Origin of the sequence: Oceanococcus sp. HetDA_MAG_MS8, from assembly GCA_019192445.1 — a bacterium.
Classification (GTDB): Bacteria; Pseudomonadota; Gammaproteobacteria; order Nevskiales; family Oceanococcaceae; genus MS8.
The window spans coordinates 289,061-313,185 of record JAHCMK010000003.1 but is presented as its reverse complement, the minus strand read 5'-3'; the positions used below and the strand labels follow the sequence as shown (position 1 = coordinate 313,185).

At 57.5% G+C, this 24,125-nt stretch carries 20 protein-coding genes; 8 read left to right on the top strand and 12 right to left on the bottom strand.

Annotated elements, in window-relative coordinates; genetic code table 11:
• Position 1: 1 nt before the first annotated feature.
• On the bottom strand, positions 2-931 hold the full coding sequence (locus tag KI787_07270; GenBank protein MBV6629748.1) for a flap endonuclease: 930 nt from the start codon (positions 929-931) through the stop codon (positions 2-4).
• Between the two features lie 73 nt (positions 932-1,004).
• Here KI787_07270 and KI787_07265 point away from each other — a divergent pair, with 73 nt between their 5' ends.
• Genes KI787_07265 through KI787_07255 form a run of 3 tightly spaced genes read left to right on the top strand, consistent with a single transcriptional unit; the run spans position 1,005 to position 3,862 of the window.
• Positions 1,005-2,129: an NAD(P) transhydrogenase subunit alpha gene (locus KI787_07265; protein MBV6629747.1), complete on the top strand. Its 1,125-nt coding sequence runs from the start codon at positions 1,005-1,007 to the stop codon at positions 2,127-2,129.
• 11 nt (positions 2,130-2,140) lie between these two features.
• On the top strand, positions 2,141-2,431 hold the full coding sequence (locus KI787_07260) for an NAD(P) transhydrogenase subunit alpha (GenBank protein ID MBV6629746.1): 291 nt from the start codon (positions 2,141-2,143) through the stop codon (positions 2,429-2,431).
• 12 nt (positions 2,432-2,443) lie between these two features.
• Entirely contained in the window at positions 2,444-3,862 is a 1,419-nt protein-coding gene (locus KI787_07255) for an NAD(P)(+) transhydrogenase (Re/Si-specific) subunit beta (GenBank protein ID MBV6629745.1), read from the top strand.
• Between the two features lie 97 nt (positions 3,863-3,959).
• On the opposite strand, the gene KI787_07250 is transcribed toward KI787_07255, so the two are convergent.
• Both KI787_07250 and KI787_07245 read right to left on the bottom strand, forming a co-directional pair.
• A complete protein-coding gene (locus KI787_07250; protein ID MBV6629744.1) occupies positions 3,960-4,466 on the bottom strand; it encodes a hypothetical protein in 507 nt (168 codons plus the stop codon).
• A gap of 137 nt (positions 4,467-4,603) precedes the next feature.
• Positions 4,604-5,416, bottom strand: a complete 813-nt coding sequence (locus KI787_07245) for a hypothetical protein (GenBank protein ID MBV6629743.1) — start codon at positions 5,414-5,416, stop codon at positions 4,604-4,606.
• Between KI787_07245 and KI787_07240 the strand changes: the two genes are divergently transcribed.
• The 3 genes from KI787_07240 (at position 5,411) to KI787_07230 (ending at position 10,092) form a co-directional block, all read left to right on the top strand.
• Positions 5,411-6,580: a cation:proton antiporter gene (locus KI787_07240; GenBank protein ID MBV6629742.1), complete on the top strand. Its 1,170-nt coding sequence runs from the start codon at positions 5,411-5,413 to the stop codon at positions 6,578-6,580. The two genes, KI787_07245 and KI787_07240, sit on opposite strands and share 6 nt — an antisense overlap.
• Positions 6,581-6,788: 208 nt before the next feature.
• On the top strand, positions 6,789-8,930 hold the full coding sequence (locus tag KI787_07235) for a primosomal protein N' (protein MBV6629741.1): 2,142 nt from the start codon (positions 6,789-6,791) through the stop codon (positions 8,928-8,930).
• Between the two features lie 16 nt (positions 8,931-8,946).
• A complete protein-coding gene (locus KI787_07230) occupies positions 8,947-10,092 on the top strand; it encodes a DUF3999 family protein (protein MBV6629740.1) in 1,146 nt (381 codons plus the stop codon).
• 45 nt (positions 10,093-10,137) lie between these two features.
• Here the strand turns inward: KI787_07230 and KI787_07225 are convergent, their stop codons facing one another.
• The 3 genes from KI787_07225 to KI787_07215 form a co-directional block, all read right to left on the bottom strand.
• A complete protein-coding gene (locus KI787_07225) occupies positions 10,138-10,833 on the bottom strand; it encodes a hemolysin III family protein (protein MBV6629739.1) in 696 nt (231 codons plus the stop codon).
• A gap of 152 nt (positions 10,834-10,985) precedes the next feature.
• Complete coding sequence (locus KI787_07220; GenBank protein MBV6629738.1) at positions 10,986-13,871, bottom strand: TonB-dependent receptor; 2,886 nt, start codon at positions 13,869-13,871, stop codon at positions 10,986-10,988.
• A gap of 161 nt (positions 13,872-14,032) precedes the next feature.
• Positions 14,033-15,409, bottom strand: a complete 1,377-nt coding sequence (locus KI787_07215; GenBank protein MBV6629737.1) for a wax ester/triacylglycerol synthase family O-acyltransferase — start codon at positions 15,407-15,409, stop codon at positions 14,033-14,035.
• A 114-nt stretch (positions 15,410-15,523) separates the two neighbouring features.
• On the opposite strand from KI787_07215, the gene KI787_07210 reads away from it, so the two are divergent.
• Both KI787_07210 and KI787_07205 read left to right on the top strand, forming a co-directional pair.
• Positions 15,524-17,269 carry an arginine--tRNA ligase gene (locus KI787_07210; GenBank protein MBV6629736.1) on the top strand — a complete coding sequence of 582 codons (1,746 nt, stop codon included), beginning with the start codon at positions 15,524-15,526 and terminating at the stop codon, positions 17,267-17,269.
• A 3-nt stretch (positions 17,270-17,272) separates the two neighbouring features.
• A complete protein-coding gene (locus tag KI787_07205; protein ID MBV6629735.1) occupies positions 17,273-17,878 on the top strand; it encodes an SPOR domain-containing protein in 606 nt (201 codons plus the stop codon).
• A gap of 714 nt (positions 17,879-18,592) precedes the next feature.
• Here the strand turns inward: KI787_07205 and KI787_07200 are convergent.
• The 6 genes from KI787_07200 to ppk1 form a co-directional block, all read right to left on the bottom strand.
• A complete protein-coding gene (locus tag KI787_07200; protein ID MBV6629734.1) occupies positions 18,593-18,853 on the bottom strand; it encodes a Txe/YoeB family addiction module toxin in 261 nt (86 codons plus the stop codon).
• Positions 18,846-19,100, bottom strand: coding sequence for a type II toxin-antitoxin system prevent-host-death family antitoxin (locus KI787_07195; protein MBV6629733.1), 255 nt, complete (start codon positions 19,098-19,100; stop codon positions 18,846-18,848). Before KI787_07195 ends, KI787_07200 begins: the two co-directional genes overlap by 8 nt.
• A 553-nt stretch (positions 19,101-19,653) precedes the next feature.
• A complete protein-coding gene (locus tag KI787_07190; GenBank protein ID MBV6629732.1) occupies positions 19,654-20,100 on the bottom strand; it encodes a hypothetical protein in 447 nt (148 codons plus the stop codon).
• Entirely contained in the window at positions 20,100-20,642 is a 543-nt protein-coding gene (locus tag KI787_07185; protein ID MBV6629731.1) for a hypothetical protein, read from the bottom strand. The genes KI787_07190 and KI787_07185 overlap by 1 nt, the downstream gene beginning before the upstream one ends.
• Positions 20,632-21,441, bottom strand: a complete 810-nt coding sequence (locus KI787_07180; protein ID MBV6629730.1) for a TIGR04255 family protein — start codon at positions 21,439-21,441, stop codon at positions 20,632-20,634. Before KI787_07180 ends, KI787_07185 begins: the two co-directional genes overlap by 11 nt.
• 560 nt (positions 21,442-22,001) lie before the next feature.
• The gene (gene ppk1, locus KI787_07175) at positions 22,002-24,098 is read right to left on the bottom strand and encodes a polyphosphate kinase 1 (GenBank protein MBV6629729.1); all 2,097 of its coding nucleotides are present in this window, start codon (positions 24,096-24,098) and stop codon (positions 22,002-22,004) included.
• Between the last annotated feature and the right edge of the window lie 27 nt (positions 24,099-24,125).

Here is a 24,125-nt window from a genome sequence, read left to right as displayed (position 1 = left end):
ATCACAGCAGCAGTTCGGCAAAGGCCCCTAGCCGCTCACGCGCGCGTAGCCCCAAGCCCAATTGTTCGCAAACGCTGTGCACCTCATCCATTGGCACCGTGAAGCGCGCCTGCCAATCGGGGTCGGGCACGCCAGGGCAACGGTCAGGAATGACTGTGAGCCGTCGCGACATGTCAGCCATGTCGCGCCCCTCATCTAACTTACGCTGCAAGCTCTTGGCACCGCGAAGCGGCAGAGACGACACCTCTGCCAAGTTGGCATAAACCGATTCCAGGCTTCCGAAATGCTGCAATAGCGCAACGGCGGCTTTTGGCCCGACGCCCTTAACCCCCGGGATGTTATCGACAGAGTCTCCCGTCAAAGCCAGCAAATCGGCCACCTGATCGGGTCGCACACCCATCTTGGCCTCGACTCCGGCCGGATCCAGCTGCAGCTGACTCGCAAAATCCCACCATAAGTCGTCACTTTGCACCAGCTGGGTAAGATCCTTGTCGCGACTGATCACCGCCACCGGGTGCCCGGCCGCCCGTGCATGGGTCGCCCAACTCCCGATGATATCGTCCGCCTCGAACTCGCTATGCGCCGCCCAAGGCAGCCGCAAAACCTCGCAGAGCTCCTGACACCAAGCGAACTGCCGTTGGAGGTCTTCTGGGGCAGGAGGCCGATTCGCTTTGTATTCTGGATATATCTGATTACGAAAGCTGGTGCTGAGACTTTCATCAAAAGCAACCGCTATCGGAGCATCGGGACCCAGCTGCCGCCTGAGGTCCGCAAGGAAGCCAGCGAAGCCATAAACCGCATTAATCGGCTGCTCTGCTGCGTTAACCATAGTCTGTGGCAATGAAAAATAGGCACGGAACACGTAGACAGAAGCGTCGATCAGGTAGACTCGACTCCGTTCCGGTGTGGCCTCGGGCAATGCCGAACTCATGAATTGAGATAGTCACGCAGGTAAAAGCGCAGCCTAGCACGGCTGTTAGCAGACCTGATAAGGGGAGTAATCCATGACTGTGAAAATTGCAGTGCCCGCCGAAACTGGCGCGCACGAGAAGCGTGTGGCCATGGTACCGGCCGTTTTGCCCAAGCTGGGCAAGTTAGGAACCAGCCTGACAGTCCAAGAGGGCGCAGGCCAAGCCAGCCGTATTGCCGATGATCTCTACAAGGACGTGGAGTTCGCTAAGGATGCAGCCGCCACCTTTGATGGGGCGCAAATCATTCTGCGAGTTGCGATTTCCAGTCCTGAAGAGGTCCAGGCCCTGCCCGAGGGCAGCGTGCTGTTTTCGTTTATTTATGCCAACCGCAACCCTGAGATCGTCAAGGCGCTGGTGGAACGAAAGATCACCTGCTTTGCCATGGAGTTGGTGCCGCGCACGACTCGGGCCCAGGCCATGGATGCACTGTCTAGCCAGGCCGCGCTTGCCGGTTACTACGGCGCTCTACTCGGCGCTACAAAATTATCACGACTGCTGCCGATGACCACCTTCGCTGTAGGCTCCATCCGCCCGGCTAAGGTCCTGGTGATGGGGGCTGGGGTTGCAGGGCTACAAGCTATCGCTACCGCCCGTCGCCTAGGCGCGATTGTCGAAGGCTACGACGTACGCTCAGCCGTGAAAGAGCAGGTCGAGTCGCTCGGAGCCAAGTTCGTTGACACTGGCGTGAAGGCCGAAGGTGAAGGTGGCTACGCCCGTGAGCTCACCGACGAAGAGAAGGCCCAGGCGCAGGAAGTGCTGACCAAGCACATCCAATCCGCCGATATCGTCATCACCACCGCGGCTATTCCCGGCCGTCCTTCGCCGAAGATCGTGAGCGAAGAGCAAATTCAAGGTATGAAGCCGGGCGCCGTCATCATCGACCTTGCTGGCGATGGCGGTGGCAACACGCCCCTGTCCAAGCCTGGCGAAACCGTGGATGTGCACGGCGTGCTCATCGAAGCACCGCTCAATGTGCCCAGCCGCCTGGCCGAACATGCCAGCGAGCTATACGCCAAAAACCTGCTTAACTTCCTGGAATTAATCGTTAAGGAAGGCGAGCTGACCCTGGACTTTGACGATGACATTGTTGCTGGTGCGTGCATGACTCACGCTGGCGAGATTCGTCACGAACCCACCAAACAGGCCTTGAGCCAATAAAGGAGGACAGGATGCTTACCGGATTTGTCGCTCTGTATATCTTCATGCTCGCAGCCTTCACAGGCTACGAAATCATTGGCCGCGTACCTGCCATTTTGCACACCCCTCTTATGTCGGGCTCCAACTTCGTGCACGGCATTGTGGTGGTCGGCGCCACCTGGGCGCTGATTAACGCCGCAACCCCGCTAGAGCAAGCCATCGGCTTTTTTGGCGTGCTCTTAGGTGCTGGTAATGCAGCCGGGGGCTACGTGGTCACCGAGCGCATGCTGGAAATGTTCAAGCCCAGCGAGAAAAAGCAGTAAGGCAGGCCTACTATGAACGCAGATTTCATCATTCAGGCCGCCTACTTCGCGGCCGCATTCCTCTTTATTTACGGCCTCAAGCGCATGTCCAGCCCGGTCACAGCGCGCTCGGGCATCATCGTGGCAGGTTGGGGCATGGTGGTCGCCATCGTGGCCTCCTTCCTCTATGTCTTCGACGTTAACGAAGCGGCCAAGCCGCACCTCACCACCAACATCATTTTGGTCGCCATCGCCTTGGCTGTGGGTCTGACCTGGGCGTGGCGTAGCGGTAAAACCGTGGAAATGACGGCCATGCCACAAATGGTGGCCTTGTATAACGGCATGGGCGGCGGTGCAGCGGCAGCCATTGCAGCCATTGAGCTATTCGGCCATAAGGCCCACGGCAGCGTCACCCTGACCTTGGCTGTGCTTGGCGGCTTAATCGGCGCGGTATCCCTCTCCGGCTCGCTCATTGCTTGGGCCAAGTTGGACGGTCGCGTCAATGGAACATGGCGTTTTTCCGGCCTCCAAGCTGTTAACGGCTCCATGTTACTGGTCTTGGTACTGATCGGCGGCACCACGGTGTTCAACGGCGGCGAAGTCAGCATGGGGCTACTCACCCTATTCTTCGGCCTGGCACTGGTCTACGGCGTGATGATGACCATGCCCATCGGCGGCGCCGATATGCCGGTGGTGATCTCCCTGTACAACGCCTTCACCGGCTTGGCAGTGGGCTTCGAGGGCTATGTGCTGCAAAACCCGGCCTTGATGATTGCCGGCATGGTGGTCGGTTCGGCCGGCACCCTGCTCACCCTGCTGATGGCCAAGGCCATGAACCGCAGTGTGAGCAATGTGCTGTTCTCGAACTTTGGCGCCGCAGAAGCGGAAGAGGATGGTATTGAAGGCTCCATGAAGCCGGCCGATGCCTCCGACGCCGGCATTCAGATGCGCTATGCCAGCAAGGTCATCATCGCCCCTGGATACGGCCTGGCTGTAGCCCAAGCCCAACACAAGCTGTATGAGTTCGTGAAACTGCTACAAGCGAATGATGTGGATGTGAAATTCGCCATCCACCCGGTTGCAGGGCGGATGCCCGGGCACATGAACGTGCTGCTTGCAGAAGCCGGCGTGCCCTACGACATCATCTTCGATATGGAAGACATCAACGAAGAGTTCGCTCAGGCCGACGTCGCTATCGTGGTCGGTGCTAACGACACCGTGAACCCCGCAGCACGCACCAAGAAGTCCAGCCCCATTTATGGCATGCCCATTCTGAATGTGGACCAAGCTCAGCAGGTTTATGTGGTCAAGCGTGGCCAGGGCAAAGGCTACTCCGGCGTAGAAAACGAGCTCTTCTATGCAGACAACTGCAACATGGTCTATGGCGATGCGCAGAAGGTCATGGTGGATATGCTCACAGCCGTGAAATCTTTGGAAGGTGGTGGCCACTAGAGCCCGCCACTGAGCCAAAAAAAGCCCCGGTTCTTACCGGGGCTTTTTTGTGGGGACTGAAGCCCTCACTCTTGAGAGTGGGGATGCCAAAGCAAACTCAATAGAAGTAGTAGTTCAATCCCAGGTGCAGATCCTGAATGGTAACCACATCACCATCAAAATTTCGGAATTCCGCAAACAGACTCATACCCGGAACCAGGGCGACTTCAGCGCCCAGTAGCAACTCCAGCCCGTCGTCTTCGAAGCCGCCGTTGTCCTCGTCCTCCAGGTCCAGAAAGCCCAAGGAACCGTAAACCCCGACCGCCTCGGAAAGCTGCGAATGGCCACCCAAATGGACGCCCAATCCGTCAAGACCGTCATAGTCCACATACTCACCGCTCAGCCAAAAGCCCTGGCCGGCACCTAAGGGCGCCCAGTAGCCACCGCCGACACGGTACTGGCTTGAGTCGATATCGCCACCGATATCCTGATACTCAAAATGGGCAAAAAAGTTGGGCCCCAAACTACCCCAGCCTTTGATACCAAAGCCCGTGTCATCTACCTCACCAGGGCCGAATTCCAACTCCTGCTGAACCACATACCCCGCTAAAGAGGCGCGAGGCATGTCGCTAGCGGACCATGCAGGGGCTGCCCACGCAGCAGAAGCAACTGCCGCTGTCGCAAGTACACCGAGTCTATTCATTATTTGTCTCCCGAATTGTTGTTCCTCAACGCGCCGACAGTACGGCGCTACCCACAACTTTAGGCCGTTGCCCGCTTATCTGCAGCCAGAGCGGCCACCCGTTCACGCACCTGACCAGGATCGTTCGCAATGAGTAGACAACAACTCAGGGCTCGCGCATGTTGAATTTGCTGCCAACTGTCGACGGTGTAGGCGTACAAAGGCAGATCTGCGCGGTGGATGCGCGCGACATCCTCTGGACCAAAGGCATTGATATCTACACACATGGCGCTGTAGTGAGCCATTTGCAAACGCGTGACCTTACGCAGTTCGGAAGGGTTCACCAGATTTCGCACCAATTGCGGCACAGGCCGACCCGCTGCCTGACAAAACTGGCTCAGCGAGGTGAGCACATCGTCAGAAAAACTCAGCACCTTGATCTTAGCTAAGCGCTCATCGCTCAGAGTCAACAGAAGCTGCGCCACATGCTCAGCAAGCAGCCGATCGTGACTACCACGACGATTGCGACCATGGGCTTTGATCTCCAGCAACAACTGGGTGGTACCCGCCCAGCTGGCCAAAACCTCTTCCAAGGTCATCAGCGAGGTGCCCTTATACCGAGCATCCTTCCAAATACCGGCATCGCGCCAGACCAATTCTGGCCATGTGTAGTCCCGCATACGCCGGGTTTGCGGCCCCAGCTTAGCCAGTTTGTGATCATGAAAGACCACCACTACATCATCCCGTGTGAGTTGTAGATCTAACTCCAGTCCATCGGCTCCATCGGCGAGCGCACGCTCGAAAGCCGGACGCGTATTTTCCGGAGCTATCGCGCTAGCCCCGCGATGGCCGATGATCTGGGGCAACCATGTGCGATGATGGTCACCATGCATTCCGATCCGGTACTGCTGCCCTTGCTCATCGCCAGCGCTGTTTTGCTGGTTGCGGGAACGGTTTTGCGTTTGGTCGGGCAGCCGCATGTTGTGGCCTATCTGTTGGCGGGTATTGCGTGTGGTCCGCATGGCTTAGATCTCTTGCAGTCTCCGGAGATTTTCAACCGCTTAGGTGACATTGGTGTGATGCTTTTGCTGTTTTTTGTGGGTATGAAGGTGCACCCGCGAAAATTGCTGGCCCAATGGAACCGCACCATTGCGCTGACACTGGCGCAAATTCTCATTTCCTTGGCCTTGGTTGGACTTGTAGGCTGGTGGTGGGATTGGCCAATACCTCGTATCGTGCTGCTGGCCTTTGTAATGAGCTTATCGAGCACCGCAGTGGTGCTTTCCACCTTGGAAGATCGCGGCGAAACCGACTCGGTACTGGGCCGTGACGTCATTGGCGTGCTACTCGCCCAAGATATTGCCATCGTTCCCATGCTCATCACGGTCAGCATTTTGGCCGGAGATGGGCCCTCGCACAGCACCATGACCTTGCAAGGCGTCGGCCTGCTCTTAACTTTAGGATTTTTAATCTGGCTAACGCGGGCCCGTCGTATCCGCCTTCCGCTGGGCGCTCGGCTATACCAAGACCATGAGATGCAGGTATTCGCAGCGCTGACAATATTCTTAGGCTTCGCCACGCTCACTGACCAATTCCACCTCTCAGCAGCCCTGGGCGCCTTTCTCGCCGGAATGCTCATCGGTGTGGCCCGTGAGACACGCTGGGTGGGTGCCAGGCTGGATTCCTTCCGCACCTTTTTTGTCGCCTTGTTCTTTGTCTCCATCGGCAGTCTGGTCGACCTCACCTTCATTCGGGATAACGCCGGCTTGGTGCTGAGTCTGCTCCTGTTGGTGCTGATCATCAACTGGCTGATCAACAGCTTGGCATTTCGCTGGCTGGGTAAGCCCTGGGGCCACAGCTTAGTGGCCGGCGCCATGCTCGCGCAGATTGGCGAGTTCTCCTTTGTGTTGGTGGCGGCGGGCCTCGCCGAAGGCGCCATTGGCAGTTTTGCCTACAAACTCACCGTACTCATTATTGCTTTGTCGTTATTGCTTTCACCCGCCATGATCGCCCTGGCCAGACTGCTCACCCGGCGGCGAGTGGGAATAGCCATATGAGTCACAATGCGCCTCTATGCAGCAGTAGCCCGGACTATTCATGAACTCCACACGCCCTCGCTTGCTCCTTGAATCCACACGAAATTCCGCTCGGTCAACCATAGACACTGTTATGCTCTCCCTTGCGAAATTCCGTGTGAATCCAATGCCCTACGCGATCATCGCGCGGATTCACGGATAATCCGGGCTAGAGCCTAAGCTCTCTTAAATGACGATTTGGCAAATTGCCCTGCCCGTCGCCGGGGCGGATTATTACGACTACCTCGCCCCCGAAGATGCTCCTGGCGAGATGCTAGGCCATGCGGTGCAGGTTCCCTTCGCCCGCCGCTCGCTCAACGGCATCGTGGTGGGCCACAGCGAGCATAGCCAGGTCCCCGCCAACCGCCTACGTCGCGTGCACAGCATCCTCAGCGAGCGCCCCCTGGTCGATGCGCAGAGTATGGCGTTGTTGCGCTTTGCGGCCCAACATTACCAATACCCCTTAGGGCTCACCGTAGCGACGGCGCTACCTCCCGGCGTTTTCGGTGGGGCGCCGACGACCGAACGCGCCTTTGTTTTAACCGCACAGGGCCGTGCGCAGTTGAGTGCTGATGGTGTACGCGGGCAACGCCAGCGCAGCGTCGTTGAGCAGCTTGCAGAGGCGACTGCGCCAACACCACGCAGCGCCATTGCGGTACCGGCGGCCGTACTGGCTCGCCTGCAAGAGCTGGACTGGATTCGTAGCGTAGACCAGGCGCAACCACAGGCTTCCCCCGCTACGCCGGTACCGCTTCGTCAAGGCCAGAAACAGGTGGCCGAAGCTATTCTGACCACCGCCTCGCCCACCACCCACCTTCTACTGGGAGCCACCGGGAGCGGTAAAACGGAGGTGTATTTGCACCTGGCCCAGCACATCCTTGCTCAAGGGCGTCAGGTCTTGATGCTGGTGCCAGAAATTTCCCTCACCCCGCAAATGGTCGAGCGCATCAGTCAGCGGCTAGGCGCCGCAGTGAGCGTGTTGCACTCGGGACAAAGCCCTAAGGAACGTTTACGTCACTGGTTCCGTGCCCGTGATGGCGAGGCGGGGCTGGTACTGGGCACGCGTTCCAGCGTATTCGTCCCCCTGCCTCAACTCGGCCTGGTCGTCGTCGACGAAGAACATGAGGCCTCATACAAACAACAAGACGGCCTGCGCTACTCTGGTCGTGACCTCGCCGTCTATCGGGGCTGGTTACAGCAAGCCCCGGTCATACTCGGTAGTGCGACGCCCTCGCTAGAAAGCTTGCACAACGTCAGTCAAGGGCGCTACACCCAGCATGAGTTACAGGCCGGGCCTCAAGGCCGCCGAGAGCTCAGGCTGATCGACATGCAAGGCCTGCCGAGCAGCGAGCCCTTATCACCCATCCTCCGCCAGCAGATGCGCAAAACCCTGGATGGCGAGGGGCAGGTATTTTTGTTTCTCAACCGGCGTGGCTATGCCCCGCTGCTTTACTGTCCGCAGTGCCAGTGGAGCCCGCAGTGTCGACGCTGCGATGTGGCCATGGTCTGGCACCGGCAGGCGGGCCAATTGCGCTGCCATCATTGTGGCCACCAGCAGCGCGTGCCCAGCTGCTGCCCAAGCTGCGAGCATCCCGAGTTAGTACCGGTGGGCTGGGGGACACAGCGGGTGATGGAGGCGCTGCAAACGCATTTTCCGGATGTTCCTGCCATTCGCTTTGATCGAGATAGTCTCACCCGTAAGGGGGCGTTGGAAGATGCCTTAGAGCGTCTGCATAGCAACCAAGCGCGTATCGTTGTAGGAACCCAAATGCTGGCGAAGGGACATGATTTTCCCCATCTATCCTTGGTTGCCGTGATTGATGCCGATAGCGGCTTGTACAGCGCCGACTTTCGCGCCACTGAACGGCTGGGACAGCTGCTGACCCAGGTTCGGGGCAGAGCCGGGCGCCGAGCCCAGGATGCGCAGTGTCTGATTCAAACGCGCAATCCCAGTCACCCCCATCTGCAAGCCTGGCTGGCGGGTGGCTACCAGCGCTTAAGCCAGTTATTGCTTGAGGAACGTCAGGATATTGGCTGGCCGCCATACTCTAAGCTTGCCGCCATTCGTATCGAGGCGGCTCAGGAAGCCAGCTTGGACCAGTTTTGGCAGCATTGGCAGCAGGCCCTAGCTGGACCGTGGGGCTGCGAGATGCTGGGTCCCATTGCCTTAGCTAGACGCAGCGGGCGATTCCGCTCGCAAATTGTGCTGCGCCATCCGCAACGCCCCCTCTTGGGCCGCGAACTGACAACCATTCGTGAGGAGTTAGAGCATGCCAACTGGGCGCGAAAAGTCCGCTGGAGTGTGGATGTGGACCCTTGGTCGCTGGATTAACCCTGAGGTGTTACCCATGAGATTACTCGCTTGCGCGTCTACAGCTGCGAGCCTGTTGTTTGCAAACTCTGCTTGGGCGCAGTGGGAAGCTGTGGCCGACGACTCCAGCAGCTGGCTTAAGCTGAGCGTAAACGAGTCACTCTATACGTCACTAGGCATGCAAGCCCTGGAACAGCTGCGCATCCTTGATGCCGCAGGCCGTGAGCAAGCCTTTGCGATTTGCACGCCGCAACAGGCTGCAACACCCACAACGGTGCAAGTTCCGGTAGTACCGCTCAACGTCGGGTTGCGGGCTCGCTTTGATGCCAGTGGCAAGCTCGTCCGCCAGGGTGGGCCCGGCGTAGAGGCCCTTCCGCCCTGGACGGATTGGGTGTTGGATTTGCGGGATTACCCCCAAGATGTCATCAGCCTCACCCTGCCAGTAGACATCGACGTATCTCGCGTACAGCTGCGGAGTAGCCCCAACGCCCAGCAATGGAGTCGGCCCTTGCCGTTTCGGGCGCAAGGCCAAACCGCGCTGCTGGCTAACCCTGAAACCATCACCTTGCTGCGAATCGACATCGATGGGGGAACCCAAGTCACACCCTCGACATTAGCGGTTGCCTTAAGTGCTCAAGACACGCAAGCCCAGATGCATTGGTTTCCCAGCGGCGTGCCCAGTGGGAAAGCCGCCCGCGTCCAACGGCCCTATGGCATCCAGGGAGCCAGGCTACCACGGCCTCCAGCCACTCTCGAGGCCGTATCGCTGGCCTCCAGACTCAACCCAGGAGATGCTTGGAAGTCGCGTGGACAATGGCAGGCGGGTTCAACCTTACCGGTATTGCGGCTTGCCGCTGTCGGCGACCGTGAGTGGCGACTGCAGACGGAGCCCGCGAAGCTCAATCTGGATTGGGAACTCGGTCATGCAGCCCACGAACTACGCCTTCCTGCTGGTCTCAACCTACCGCTACGCATAGAAATCGGAGACAAGCCCAGTCAGCAGCTACGCTGCGATGATCGCCGTTGGCGGAAAGCCTCTACGGCCCTGTCGCTAACTTCACTTGCAAGCTCAGCCAAAGAGGCCCAAGGGTCACCGCAGGGGCCAACCAATGTGCGGCCCTGGTTCTTGGTCATCGTCGCCGCCGGTGTCATCACACTTTGGTGGCGTAAGCGTCGACGCTAGCGGCTCATAGTTGCTCAGCGACGCGCGTTGGGGTGGGGTTCGCGTTCAGCCGTGCGGGATGACGTCAGTCCAGACCGCCATAAATTGCAAAACACTACCGGCCACAACAAAAAGATGCCAAATGGTGTGGTTGTGCTTGAGCCCGCGCCACAAATAAAAACCTGCGCCAATGGTGTAGGCCACGCCGCCCGCAGCCAACCACATCACGCCTTGAGCAGATAACGCGGCTATGACGGGCTCAGCGAAGAACACCACCAGCCAGCCCATGGCCAAATACAGCCCTACAGAGACTTTGTCGAAACGGCCAGTGAAAAACAGCTTAAAAATCACGCCGAGGGTGGCCATTGTCCAGACAATCCCCAGTAGCCACCAACGGCTACTGTCATCCAGTGCCACCAAGGCGAAGGGCGTATAGGAGCCGGCAATTAAAATATAGATGGCCGCGTGGTCCAGGGTATGGAGCACCTTGCGTGCACGCGGCAAGGGGATGCTGTGATACAAGGTGGAGGCGGTGTACAGCAAGATGAGGCTGGCACCATAAACACTCACTGCAACCACATGCTGTACGGCACCATGCAAGGTCGCCATGGCCACCATCACCGTTAAGGCGACGACGCTGGCCACAGCTGCCAGGCCATGGCTAATAGCATGCGCCGCTTCTTCCCAGATGCTGTAGCTGCGGTGAGCGAAGGCCTGCTTCCAGGAGCTGGCTGAGGTGTTTCCTGCAATAGAGCTGTTCATGGGCGGAGCCTATCAGACCTCTATGATGCTTGGATATCGCAAGCAGACCTCACTTGCACCCACGCATAAAAAAAGCCGCACCTGGTTGCCCAGGCGCGGCTTTGCCTACTGTCTCCTGGTGGCGCTATCGCCACGCAGGAAGAGCAAAAGGTTTACTCAAAGGTGAACTTGGCCTGGAAGTAGGCAAAGGTCCCAATGGTGTCGTAGGTACGAACGTCAGTGGAGCCGTTGAACCCGGAGTAGATCACCGGAGCCAGCTCATCCGTGACGTTGTCGATACCAAAGCTCAGCTTGGTTTTGTACTTCGGCATTGCATAAGAGACTTGGATGTCGTGAATGATCTGCGCACCCACTTCCCGGCTGGTGACGAAGTTTTCGTTGCTCGGAGAGCCGAAATCACCTGGGTTCTCGTCAACCGCACCAATGTAGCGTGCGAACCATGCGGCGGACCATTGATCCTGGCCCCAGCTCAGCTGGGACAAACCACGCCAGCGGGCAAAGTGCCCATCACCTCCGGCAGAGGCTTCGGTGAAGGTACCAGCGTTTTCAACCAAGGTGGTGGGGTCGCCTTCAATACGCTCGTTGTCGTACTTGTGCAGGTAGGTGCCGTCCAGGTTCCAGCTCACGCGGCCGAATTGGGTTTGGCCAAAGTCGAAGCGGAAGCCAATGTCTACACCCTGGGTTTCGAGCGCGCCCACGTTGTCGGTAACGTCGATCAGCGAGTTGACCTGACCCTGATCATTCCGGGTGAAGGAGTCGCAGAACAGACCGTTATCGAAACACTGCTGCAGACGGATGTTGGTACCAACCGTGCCGATGGTGTTCGACAGCTCAAAGCGGAAAGCATCCACTTCAATGGTCAGAGGCTCAAAGCCGAAGGGCGCGCTGTACACAAAGCCCAAGGTCAGAGCATCGCCTTCTTCTGGCTGCAGGTTGGGGTTTGAACCCACGGTGGCTGGCAGCTGGCTATCCGACTGCTGGAAGCTACCGTCACGCACTACGTTTTGACAGGCGGCGTCGATGTTCGGATCGGCGCCCTCAGGAGTCTCCACGAAGTTACATGGATCGTCGTAGGTTTCAGCACTGTCATTCTGGCCGCCGAAGAGGTCAGCAATGGTCGGAGCACGGAACACGTCGGCGTAAGTCGAGCGAACCAACAGGTTGCTAATTGGGCGCCATTCGATGCCAACTTTACCGTTGGTGGTGTCACCAAAGGTGTTGTAGTCCGAGTAGCGCACGCCCAGGCTCAAGGCCAGAGAGTTTGCCAAAGGCATGTCAGCCAACAGCGGAATGCTGGCTTCCGCGTAGAACTCATCAATGCTGATGGAGCCCTTCACAGGAGCAGACTGGTTGCCGGACACAAGGCCAAATACGCGCAGCGGATCAGGCACGGTTTCAGCCGCTTCGGTGCGGTGCTCGTAACCGAAAGCCACGCCCAAGGCACCAGCCGGCAAATACATGGCATCGCCGGTGATGTTGAAGCTGTAGCTCTTCAGCGAGGTCGATGCACGATCGTTCACCAGCGGAGCCAAGCGAGAGAAGGCTTCGGCTTGGTTATCGCGGTTCGGATCAAAGGCGCGGAAGAAGTCAGCCGGCACACAGTCTTCAATGATGGCATCCGGTGTACCGCAGCGTGGCGTGCCGTTTTCGTCACGGAAGCTAGGGCCAATCGCGTCTTGAGTGCGGGTTGTAAATAGCTCACCGAACGCTTCAGTGGACTGACGGTCGCGACCGTCAATGTAGTTCACATCGAAGAACCAGTTGTCGAAGACAACACCTTTGAAGCCGGTGGCTACGTAGAACTTGTCGGTGCTGAACTCCTCAACACGGTTACCCACGCGCAGCAGACGCAAACGCAGGTCGTCGATGTCTTCACCAAAAGGGTTGAAAATGCTGTCTGCGGATGCAGTGACATTGGCGAAGGGCTCGCGGGCGTCAAAGGGCTCTGGCGCGATCTGGAAGTTCGCAGTGGTGTTCTGAGCGATCACATCAGCGAAGAAATCCACATCTGAAAACACCCCAGCGCTGCGGAACAGATTCCAGCTGCCCGACATAAAGGCGCTGAAACGTTCCTGCGGGGTCACGTTCACGTTTTCGGTTTGGAAGTTATAGGTGTCGTTACCCGGGCCACCACCAATGAAGCAGCGGTAATCGGAAGAATCGCCACCGTCCTGGCCTTCAATGCGGGTGACAGCCACGCGCTCACCGTCGCCACAATTCGGGTCAGCGAGGTTCACCCCACCGGCTTGGGCCGCAGAGCGCGAAATGTCGTAGTAGCCGTTGGGCACCCGCGAAGATCCAAACTGAATTTCCTGACCGTTGAACAGCGCACGCGGGAAACTAGAGAAGGGGCGATCTGCACTAGACACAGCATCTTGCTGGTCATAGGTCAGCCCCATCAGCACCATACCGTTGCTGGTTGGCACACCCATGGTTGCGTAGACATTGTCACGACCAGCATCACCGCGGGCGCTTTCGCCCATGCCCATCATCAGTTCGGTGCCTTGGAAATCCTTGCGGGTGATGAAGTTCACCACGCCGCCGATAGCGTCGGAACCGTAGATGGCGGAGGCACCATCTTTCAGCACTTCAACGCGCTCGATGACGTTCACCGGAATGGCATTGACGTCAATGGCGCTCAGCTGAGGCGTAGCGTTCAAACGGCGACCGTTGAGCAGCACCAAGGTGCGCTGACTGCCCAAGCCACGCAGCGACACTGTGCTGGCACCGCTACCACCACCGTTGTTCACCTGAGGGTTGGTGGCTGCGCCGGCAATAGACGGCATTTCCTGCAGCAGCTGACCAAGCGTGGCCACACCAGATTGTTCGATTCCTTCGCGGCCGATGGTGAACACCGGGCTGGAGGTTTCCAGGTCGGAGCGGCGGATGCGCGATCCAGTGACTTCGACTTTATCGAGGCTGACGGCGTCGCCGGCCTCTTGGGCAAAAGCGGGCGCTTGAGCGATGGCCAGGCTACCTAAGGCAGCCGCAGCAATACGCCGGCAAAGCGCTCCACGTGCAGATAACGTGAGCTTCATTATGTATTAACTCCCCAAAGGCTCAGCCAGAGCCCGGACTCAGAATGGCAATATCGAATCAGTATTGTGTGCAGACCACCGTTCTCGATGCGGCCGCAAGTCGCAGCAAACTAGGGACTTCTCTAACAAAAGTCAATTCCTGTCGGCCGCTTACGCAATATTTACGCCAAACCCGCGAGCTGCTCTAACTCTCTTAAGGATTGCTCCAAATAGTCGATGAGGCGTTGTGCGCTGGGCACCGATCGCCGGCACGCAATCAGGCCAAAATCGAGGCTGTCCACATAGCTGGTCACGGTAATGTTGAGCGCCACGCCGTTCACGGGAATGGAAACGGGATACATCCCATCCAACCGAGCGCCGTTCCAGTACAAGCGATCTTTGGGGCCGGGCACATTCGAAATAATCACATTGAATGGCGGCATTTTGTGGCCTAAACCCAGAACCAAAGGCAGCGCTGCAGGTAGCGCCCCTAGTGAAGTCAGCAACATAATCTCGCTGCGCGTCATCGACTGTAGCAAAGACTTCCCCTGATTCATCGAGTGCTGGATGGCGCGCAGGCGCTCCTCAGGATCAGCAATATGCGTTGCCAAGGAGCAAAAAATGGCACTCACCGCATTGCCATACGCATCGGCATCTTTTGGAGTGAGCGCGACTGGGGCCATCGCTGAGATAGGAGCCTCGGGCAGTTCGGCATGCTGCATCAACCAGGTGCGTAAGGCGCCCGCTGACATCGCAAGCACTACATCGTTCAACGTGGCGTCTAAGGCATGACCAACGGCTTTGATGCGTTCAATCTTCCAAGATTGCGCCACAAAGCGTCGTGCTGCACCAATCCGACCATTCAAAGCCGTAAGCGGCACCTGCATAGGCCCCTTGAGCCCCTCATCGGAGCGCCGACGCATGGCGTCCGCATAGGCGTACAAGCCCTTTAGAGCTCCTGGCATCGCCCCGAGTGTGTCCTGCATCTGCTCGGCCAGACTGCGCAAGGCGCCGCGCGATGGCGCATCAGAGCGAGCGCGCTTGTCGCGCCCTCGCGCCCATGGCGCCGGCATGTCTCGCTGCGCCGGGTCGGTGGACAACGATTTTTGCAACAGACGCATGCCACCCATGCCATCGATCATGGCGTGGTGCATCTTGGTGTACAGCGCAAACTGCTTAGACTCGATGCCCTCAATGACATGGGCCTCCCACAATGGACGGTCACGATGAAGCAAAGTGCCATGCAGTCGTGAGACCAACGCAAACATTTCCCGATAGCGGCCTGGCGCCGGCAAGGCCGAGTGGCGAATGTGATACTCCGCGTCCACGTCAGGGTCGCGCACCCACGCGGGCTGACCCAAACGGCGCAGTGGCCATACCAACTTCTGGTTGAATGGTGGAGCGAAGCCTCCATCGCGCCAGCTTTGCAGCAGTTCAGCCACATGAGTATCACTCGCGCCTTCGGGCAAGCTATAGAGGTGCAAGCCGCCAACATGCATAGGTTGGTGGCTTCGTTCCAGGTATAAAAACCCAGCATCCTGAGCGGACAGCGCGCGCATGGTCTCCTCCAGATCATGATTGTTATAAACCGCCGGAAGCGCCATTCACCCTGGCGGGCCACTAGCGCATGAAGGCAAACGCTACAATAGCGGTTTTTCCCCAACCCGGCCGCCATGAAAGATGCGCTGCAGGACCTGCTGAACCAGGCCTTTGCTGCTATTAACCTGAGTCCTCCCGCCCAAGCGCGTATCGAGAACACGCGCGACAAAGCTCACGGTGACTTGGCGGCTAATCACGCCTTAGTTGGCGCCAAGCAGGCCGGCTGCGCCCCACGCGAGCTAGCCCAACGCCTCATTGATAACCTGCCCAGCTCGGAATTAGTGCGGCAGGTGGACATCGCTGGCCCTGGTTTCTTGAACTTTTTCCTGGCCAGCGACGCTCGCACCCAGGTCCTTCGTGAGATCCACGATCAGGGCAGCCGTTACGGTCACGCTGCGCCGACAGGCACAAAGGTGCTGGTCGAGTTTGTCTCAGCCAACCCGACGGGGCCTTTGCATGTAGGCCACGGGCGAGGCGCTGCCTACGGGGACTGCCTGGTCCGGCTACTCCGAGCTGCTGGAAACCATGTCGATGCGGAGTATTACGTCAACGACGCCGGGCGACAAATTGACATCCTCGCCACCTCGGTTTGGCTACGGTACTTACAGCAACATGGTCAGGAGCTGAGCTTCCCTCGCAAGGCTTATCAAGGCGATTACATTGGCGCCTCGGCCGAGCGCCTGAGCCAGAAGCATGCACAGAGCCTAGTGGCCGATCTGAATGGCTACTTCGAGCAGCGCGACATCCCGGCGGACGACGACGAACATGGTGACGCGCACCTAGACGCCTTGATTAGCGCCGCAAAGGCATTGCTGGGCGCGGACGCATACCGGCTTGTTCTTGATCACATACTGCAAGAACAGCTCGCTGACATCAAAACCGATCTGGAAGGTTTTCGCGTGCATTTTGAGGCCTGGGCATCGGAGCGCGCCGTGGTCGAGGATGGCAGCGCCGAAGCGGCATTAAAAACACTCGATGCAGCTGGGCTCACTTATCGACAGGACGGAGCTTTGTGGTTCGCCAGCACCCAGTTTGGGGATGACAAAGACCGTGTTTTGCTCAGAGCGAATGGTGCCGCCACCTACTTCGCCAACGATATTGCTTACCACCAGCAGAAAATTGGCCGTGGTTATGATCGGCTGATCGACGTGTGGGGCGCCGACCACCACGGCTATGTGCCACGGATGAAAGCCGCCGTTCAAGCGCTAACCGGCCAGGCCGACAAGCTGGACGTACAACTGGTGCAGTTCGTCTCCCTACTCAGGGATGGTGAAAAAGTATCCATGTCGACGCGGGCAGGGACTTATGAAACCCTGGAAGACCTGCGCGAAGAGGTGGGCGTAGATGCGGCGCGCTTTTTCTACGTGATGCGCTCCAATGATCAAACACTGGAGTTCGACCTGGCCTTGGCCACCCAACAAAGTGCCGACAACCCGGTGTACTACCTGCAATATGCGCATGCACGCGTCTGCAGCGTGCTCAGCCAAGCCACGCAGCGGTTCCCGCAAGACCCAGAGGCCACGCAAGCCGGCCTTCAGCAGCTCGATGCGCTGGGCGACGACACTGAAAACGCCCTGCTGAACCTATTGGGCCGCTTTCCTGAAACCATTCAGGCCAGTGCCCGCCAATTGGGGCCACAAATCATCGTGCATTACCTGCGCGAGGTCGCCGAAGGCTTTCATCGCTGGTACAACGCCGTACCCTTTTTGGTGGATGATGCCGCACAGCGACAGGCCCGACTGTGTTTAGCCGCTGGAGTAGCTACGGTGTTACGCAATGGACTGGACCTGCTGGGCGTGGCTGCACCGGAGCGCATGTAAGGCGTGACTCGGGACTACGCGCATACGCAGGCTAAGGCAGGCTTCCCCCTAGTTGGGGTACTCACAGCGGTAGCCCTGGCCGCTGGTGTAGGGCTGTTGGCTAGCGTGTTCCTGACGCCCATGCCCGAGAACGAAGAACGGCTCATTCGGGATTCAGAGCTGAGCCCCACGCAAGACGCCGCCCAGCCGCAGACTGTGGCAACAAATGAGCTTCCGCCAGAAGAACCCGCGCGGTTTAAGTTTTATGAGTTGCTTCCTAATCTGGAAGTCATCCCCTTCACGGACCCGACCCCGGTGCCCACTCAGAGGCCCAACAAGCCGGCAAGTCAGCCCGTTGCGACGGCCACACCCAAAACACCGCGACAAGGTGAGCAGTACTGGGTACAAGCGGGCAGCTTCCGCGACGCCGAAGACGCAGAGTCCCGCCGAGTCGCCCTCATATTGCTCGGCTTGGCGCCGCGCGTAGAAATCGCCGACATCCCCGGCAAGGGCCGTTTTCACCGGGTGAAAATTGGCCCTCAAGCCAACACCGCTGCTGTGCGCAAAGTGATGGAACAGCTGGCCGAAGCCGGCATCGACAGCTACTTCACCCGCCAAAGCACCAACTAAGCGGCCTCGCCAAGCAGGCAGATTCTTGCCGCGGATTAGCGATAACAAGCGGAATGTTGGCTGCAGATTCGTCTATGGGTATTTTCCACAGATGGTCACAGATGCACACAGATTGGGGGGCGTCCTCATATCGAAGGTGATTGCCCAACCCCGGAGCCGTCGCCATTTTCAGTATCGCAACGCCCCAGAATCCAACAACCCCATCTGCGAAGATCTGTGCAAATCTGTGGCCTTAAAACACCCTCAACCGAAAGCATTGTGGCCACAGATTTGCGCAGATTCTCGCAGATTGTTTATTTCCATCGACCAGCATCGGTGCTCATAGATCGGTGAGGCGACCTCACACCCGGCTTGAGCTAGCACCCCACCCGCAGCAGCCCTCATTTCCAATCTCGCGACGCTCCAGAGCTTACTACCCCCCTCTAAGACAATCTGTGCAAGTCTGCGGCTAAAAACCACCCTCAATCAAAAGCACTTTGGCCGCAGATTGACGCAAATTCTTGCAGGTGTTTTGTTTCCGGAGATGGGCGCCGATGCGCAGATTCTTTTGGCTGTCACACGCTGCGCGTCACCTAGCAGCCGCCCAGAGCCGCCGTCATTTCCAGTGTCGCCACGCCCCAGGACCAACGCCCACACTGCGACAGGCAGCGGCGCAAATGGATTCTTCAGAGTCCTTGGATGAGCGTCTGGTAGTACCTGAGGCGGTCTTCGCCGTCAGTAGTGGTAGCGACAGGCAACAATCGTGAGTGCGCCATCGCCAACGGCGTAAACAAGTCGGTTCTTCTCATCAATTCGACGAGACCAGTAGCCGCTCAGATTCTCTCGCAAGGGCTCTGGTTTTCCGATTCCTTCAAATGGCTCACGCAGCGTGTCACGAATCAGCTTGTTAATTCGTTTCAGGGTTTTCCTGTCTTGCGCCTGCCAATACTCGTAGTCAGCCCACGCCGCAGGCGTCCACGAGAGCTTTTCAATCATCCGTCAGTGGCTTGTCTACCAGCTCGCCGCGGCGGTGCTGCGCGATTGATTCGGCCAGATGGGCTGCATTAGCAGGAGTGCCCAGCAGATGCGCCGTCTCCATGATGCTGTTGAAGGTATCCAGCGACATCAACACTGCGTCAGGGGCATCACGGCGCGAGATAATCGTGTAATCGGCATCATCAACGACGGCGTCGATAACACCCTTCAGCCCCTTACGAGCCTCTGAAAAGTTGACTACTCTCATAACGCAGACTTGTACAGTATGTTGCACAAGTATCGTGTGACTAGGTCTGGCTGTCAATTCCGGCATTAAGCCGACTTTATGCCCTCCGCAAACCCTGCCTGTGCATAGCCAACCTCCTCTTCAGCCTCGCCACTTCCCAGAATCCACAACCTCCTCTGCGACGATCGGTGCAAATCTGCGGCCATAAAACACCCTCAACCGAAAGCGTCGTGGCCGCAGATTGACGCAGATTCTTGTGTGGATTTTTCCCACAGATGGTCACCGATACACACAGATATGTGGGGCGCCCTCATACCGCGCTTGGCCTAGCACCCCACCCGCAGCCGCCCTCGTTTCCAATCTCGCGACGCCGTGGAATCCACAAAACCCATCTGCGATAATCTGCGCAAATCTGCGGCTAAAACGCGAAGTGCGCAGTATTGTTGGAATAAAGGTGCAGTATTGCCCAAGGGCCTTTGCTTGGGGAGCCTAGAGAGCATGAGTAGGAGCTGCGTTGCAGCTTGCTTCTGACCATGATTTCTAGGCTCTCACATCTGCCACGCAGAGGCAATTGCTAGCTGATGACACCACCAGTCCAATGGTCAGCTTGAGGCTCTTCATCGATGTAAAGTCGTGCAGCGTCGGATAACGCCTTATACCTTTCCGCTAAAACGGGAGGCGCGGTTTCTCCTTTCTTAGGAGCCGACATCCCTTGAGAAATATCCGCATGGCCACAAAACTGCCCTTGGCGGGAATCTTCAATAGAGGCCCCAGTCTTCCGAATTTCCCCAGCATTGATAGCGGCGAGTCCGAGATACGATTCCCCAGCAATTTCCTTCGATTTGTTCTTACAACCATCAGCGCCCATGTGATCTAGCCGCATCACACTAAGGTCATCACGCTCAGGTGGTGGTCTGAAAGCCGCTGGCCGGAGTTTCAATTTTTTGTTTATGTGGTGAGGCGTTTTGATCGTGCGAATGATTTTTTCGTCATCGAGAACCTCGATGGGAATGTCGCACATTACGCAGCAATCTTTTCCGCTGTGACCGATGTAGCACTTGTCGCAGAATAAGACGTAGCGGCTGAAATCAGCGAACTGAGCAAATGCAATGGTGGCAACCCCTCTGCTTGCGCCCCCGTTGCAGGTCGCCCCTCACGGCCAGCCAGAATGGAAAAGTCTCGTTCACCGATTTCCAAATGAAGAAATTTGTGCGCGTGATTCCATTCAAGAGTAATGGTGCCGTTAGAGTTCGGCGTCAGCTCTGGAGATGGGCCGCCCAAAAGCTCGGAAGACAGCAATGACCAAGCGCGAGCCACAATGCTTGGTGAAATAGCAACAGCACCCTCGCCATCCCAATCGTCTGGAAGACTTCCCAACTCCTGAAGATTCCTTCGGAGCTGTTCTTGCTCGAATAAATGTGTTGCCGAAACGCTGAAAGGGTCCGACAGATAATTAGGCCAATATCCCGACGGTGGCAGCCCGGCACTTACGCTTAGTTGCGGTTCCGTCTGCCAGTGGTTGTTGATGGCCGTTGTGTCTGGGGCCGTCATATCAATCATCATCTTTTCCCTGAGGTTCGAGCAGTTCAGAAATGCCCTGCGTCAGTTCGATGAATGTGTCGTGAATCACAGACCGCGCTGAATCCAATGCCTGGAGAATCTCGGCAACATTGGGATCAAATTCATCGTTGACCGACACCAGAGTGTCCATGATTGCTACCGACTCGCCAGCAGACTTGCCTTCAGCCAATTTCACGGTCATTTGCATCCCATCGAGTGGGATACTCGTGGAGATAGCAGTTCGTACTGAATCATCAGTGCGCTTTCTTTGGGTCAATGCAGCAGGCAAATTAAGTGCAAATCCCAGCTCGGATTCAAAAAACTCAGATGCACTGCGCCCCTGCAAAAGAGGTTCCTTAAAAGCATCAATGTATCGAACGCTAGCACTCAGCCTGCTTATCCCGGCGTTGGCTTCAAATAGTGCGCCAGCCGCTTTTTCAATCCAAGGCCGAAATTCAGTCCACGATTTGTAGGGCGGCAGGGCGTTGATGCTGAATATTGACGGGCCAACTTGCGCAAGCAGCGGGACGTTTCGTTGATCTTCATGCCTGTATCGGCAAGCCACACGATCATGGGGCAACGGCACGCCATGCGGCACGAGGCGCTCCATTTGTTTGAACCCATGTTGATAAATAGCCCCGCCAAATCGCTGGAAAAACTCCTCGAACTCTGACGTGTCCAACAACGAACGAGGAAGCTGCAACTGGTTGCCTCCTTGATCGGTAGCCACGGAGAGCTGGGGTTCCCAGCGCAACTCGGCGACTAGCTCTATGAGTGGGGCTTTGTTGAACGTTATCGACATATCTACCCTAGTTTACGGCACCGAACAAAGATGCGGAATCGCTCGCCACTCTGCGTCTAAAGACTGACCACACTGATATGGCGAAGTTCTTGACAGCAAACCACCCTCAACCAACAGCACCCTGGCCGCAGATTGACGCAGATTCTTGTATGGAGTTTTTCCACAGATGGTCACATATGCACACAGATTCATGGGGCGCCCTCATACCGCGCTTGAGCTAGCACCCCACCCAGAGCCGCCCTCATTTCCAGTCTCATGACGCCCCAGAACCCACGAAACCCATCTACGACAATCTGCGGCTAAAGAACACCCTCAACCAATAGCACTGTTGCCACAGATTGGTACAGATTCTTGCAGGTATTTTGTTTCCACAGATGGGCACCGATGTTCACAGAATTTCGTGGATGTCGCACGCTGCGCGTCACTTAGCAACCCCCCGGAGCCGCCGTCGTTTCCAGTGTGACAACTCCTGGAAATCCACAGACCCCATCTGCGGCAATCTGCGCCAATCTGTGGCTAAAAAAACCACGTTAATCAGAGCCTGCAAAGGCCCGCTTACCTTAGCGTCGTTTCGCCTCTAGCAGCCGTGTTTGTGCCGCGCGGACTTTGCGGCGGCCTGGTTTGGGCTCAATACGTTCGTAACTGCCATCGGGCTGAAGTAGCCAGCCTTGAGACTCATCAGCCAAATACAATTTGAGCTCGCGCACCACCCGGTCCCGGCTACGCGGATCCTCAATAGGGAACATGACCTCCACCCGGCGGAAGAAATTCCGCTCCATGAAGTCGGCGCTGGAGCAATACACCTCGGGGTTGCCGCCGTTCTCAAAGTAGAAGGTGCGCGTATGCTCCAAAAAGCGACCAATAACGGAAACCAAGCGGACGTTTTCTGAAACCCCCTTAATTCCCGGCTTCACTGTGGTCATACCACGCACGATGAGGTCCACCTGCACCCCAGCTGTGGCGGCGCGGTAGAGGGCTGCCACCGATTGAGCCTCTACGCATTGGTTCATCTTGAGGATCACTCTGGCTGGCTTGCCGTCCAGAGCGTTTTGCACTTCACGGTCAATTTTGGCCAATACGCCCTTGTGCAGGGTGAATGGCGAGTGCAGCAACTTATGGAAGGTTGTGAGCTTACCTAAGCTGGTGAGCTGCATGAACACCTTGCCCGCGTCATCGCAGATCTCAGGGTCTGCGGTGAACAGGCCATAGTCGGTGTACAAACGGGCCGTGCGCGGATGGTAATTGCCCGTGCCCAGGTGCACATACTGACGCAAGCCCTCGCCCTCACGGCGCACCACCAAGATCATCTTTGCGTGGGTCTTATGCCCCACCACGCCATACACCACATGGGCGCCAGCGTCTTGCAGCCGTTCGGCCAGGTCAATGTTCTCGGCCTCATCAAAGCGCGCCCGCAGCTCGATGACCACCGTGACTTCCTTACCGGCTCGCGCCGCATCCACCAAGGCTTCCACGACCGAAGAATCGGCCCCGGTGCGATACAGGGTTTGCTTAATCACCAACACATGGGGGTCTTTGGCTGCCATGCGCAGAAAGTCCACCACGGGCGCGAAGCTATCGTAGGGGTGGTGCAGCAGAACGGCCTGTTTGCGCAGGGAGGCAAACATATCGGTGCCACGCTGCAGGGCCGGAGGAGTGTGCGGCGTGAAGTTGCGGTATTTCAGTTCCGGCAGGTCCACCATGTCGGCCAACTTCATAAGCCGATTCAAGTTCACTGGCCCATCCACCTGAAACAAAGCGCTGGGCTCTAGCTTGTGCACTTCCAGCAAGAACTGGGTCATGCGCTGCGGACAATTGTGGGCGACTTCTAGGCGAACGGCATCGCCAAAATCCCGATACGCCAGCTCCCCTTCCAGCGCATCCATGAGGTCGTCGACCTCTTCCTCATCGACGAACAAATCGGAGTTGCGGGTTACCCGGAATTGATAGCAACCCGTGGCATCCATCCCCGGAAACAACTCATTCACGTAGGCGTGAATGACCGACGACAAGAACACAAAGTCATATGGCCGGCCGCACACTTCGGGCGGCACCTGAATCAACCTCGGCAAGGCGCGCGGCGCCTGGATGACCGCCATATTGGCGTTCCGTCCAAAGGCGTCCTTACCCTCCAAAGACACGATGAAGTTCAGCGATTTGTTCAACACTCGCGGGAAGGGATGCGCCAAATCCAGCCCCATTGGCGAAAGAATAGGCAGCACCTCGCGGCGAAAGTAGGCCCGCAACCACTCGTCCAAAACCGGGTTTGCCGTGAAGACCGAACGCCGTAGGAAGCGAATTTTGTGTTCAGCCAAACGAGGAATGAGGATGTCGTTCAGCGTTTGATATTGCTGGGCCACCAAACGGTGAGCGCGCACTGACACCGCATCCATAATTTCCTGTGGAGATCGGCTCTCCACGCCCGCAGCCGTCGCACCAGCCCGCAGGCGTTGCTTCAAGCCACCCACCCGAATCTCGAAAAACTCATCCAGGTTCGAGCAGGAAATACACAAGAACTTCAGCCGCTCCAACAACGGCACCCGACCGTCGCGAGCCTGGGCGAGCACGCGATGGTTGAATTCCAGCAAGGACAACTCCCGATTATGAAAGTTGGCCGGGTCGAGAAAATGTTCTAGTGGTGGGACGGATTTGGTGCTCATAACCCCATTGTGACCCATGCCAGTTGA

What these genes read in the sequence shown, in the direction of transcription:
- KI787_07270 (MBV6629748.1), bottom strand. Translation starts at nt 931, where the DNA reads ATGAGTTCGGCATTGCCCGAGGCCACACCGGAACGGAGTCGAGTCTAC.
- KI787_07265 (MBV6629747.1), top strand. Translation starts at nt 1,005, where the DNA reads ATGACTGTGAAAATTGCAGTGCCCGCCGAAACTGGCGCGCACGAGAAG.
- KI787_07260 (MBV6629746.1), top strand. Translation starts at nt 2,141, where the DNA reads ATGCTTACCGGATTTGTCGCTCTGTATATCTTCATGCTCGCAGCCTTC.
- KI787_07255 (MBV6629745.1), top strand. Translation starts at nt 2,444, where the DNA reads ATGAACGCAGATTTCATCATTCAGGCCGCCTACTTCGCGGCCGCATTC.
- KI787_07250 (MBV6629744.1), bottom strand. Translation starts at nt 4,466, where the DNA reads ATGCCTCGCGCCTCTTTAGCGGGGTATGTGGTTCAGCAGGAGTTGGAA.
- KI787_07240 (MBV6629742.1), top strand. Translation starts at nt 5,411, where the DNA reads ATGCATTCCGATCCGGTACTGCTGCCCTTGCTCATCGCCAGCGCTGTT.
- KI787_07245 (MBV6629743.1), bottom strand. Translation starts at nt 5,416, where the DNA reads ATGCATGGTGACCATCATCGCACATGGTTGCCCCAGATCATCGGCCAT.
- KI787_07235 (MBV6629741.1), top strand. Translation starts at nt 6,789, where the DNA reads ATGACGATTTGGCAAATTGCCCTGCCCGTCGCCGGGGCGGATTATTAC.
- KI787_07230 (MBV6629740.1), top strand. Translation starts at nt 8,947, where the DNA reads ATGAGATTACTCGCTTGCGCGTCTACAGCTGCGAGCCTGTTGTTTGCA.
- KI787_07225 (MBV6629739.1), bottom strand. Translation starts at nt 10,833, where the DNA reads ATGAACAGCTCTATTGCAGGAAACACCTCAGCCAGCTCCTGGAAGCAG.
- KI787_07220 (MBV6629738.1), bottom strand. Translation starts at nt 13,871, where the DNA reads ATGAAGCTCACGTTATCTGCACGTGGAGCGCTTTGCCGGCGTATTGCT.
- KI787_07215 (MBV6629737.1), bottom strand. Translation starts at nt 15,409, where the DNA reads ATGCGCGCGCTGTCCGCTCAGGATGCTGGGTTTTTATACCTGGAACGA.
- KI787_07210 (MBV6629736.1), top strand. Translation starts at nt 15,524, where the DNA reads ATGAAAGATGCGCTGCAGGACCTGCTGAACCAGGCCTTTGCTGCTATT.
- KI787_07200 (MBV6629734.1), bottom strand. Translation starts at nt 18,853, where the DNA reads ATGATTGAAAAGCTCTCGTGGACGCCTGCGGCGTGGGCTGACTACGAG.
- KI787_07195 (MBV6629733.1), bottom strand. Translation starts at nt 19,100, where the DNA reads ATGAGAGTAGTCAACTTTTCAGAGGCTCGTAAGGGGCTGAAGGGTGTT.
- KI787_07190 (MBV6629732.1), bottom strand. Translation starts at nt 20,100, where the DNA reads ATGTGCGACATTCCCATCGAGGTTCTCGATGACGAAAAAATCATTCGC.
- KI787_07185 (MBV6629731.1), bottom strand. Translation starts at nt 20,642, where the DNA reads ATGATGATTGATATGACGGCCCCAGACACAACGGCCATCAACAACCAC.
- KI787_07180 (MBV6629730.1), bottom strand. Translation starts at nt 21,441, where the DNA reads ATGTCGATAACGTTCAACAAAGCCCCACTCATAGAGCTAGTCGCCGAG.
- ppk1 (MBV6629729.1), bottom strand. Translation starts at nt 24,098, where the DNA reads ATGAGCACCAAATCCGTCCCACCACTAGAACATTTTCTCGACCCGGCC.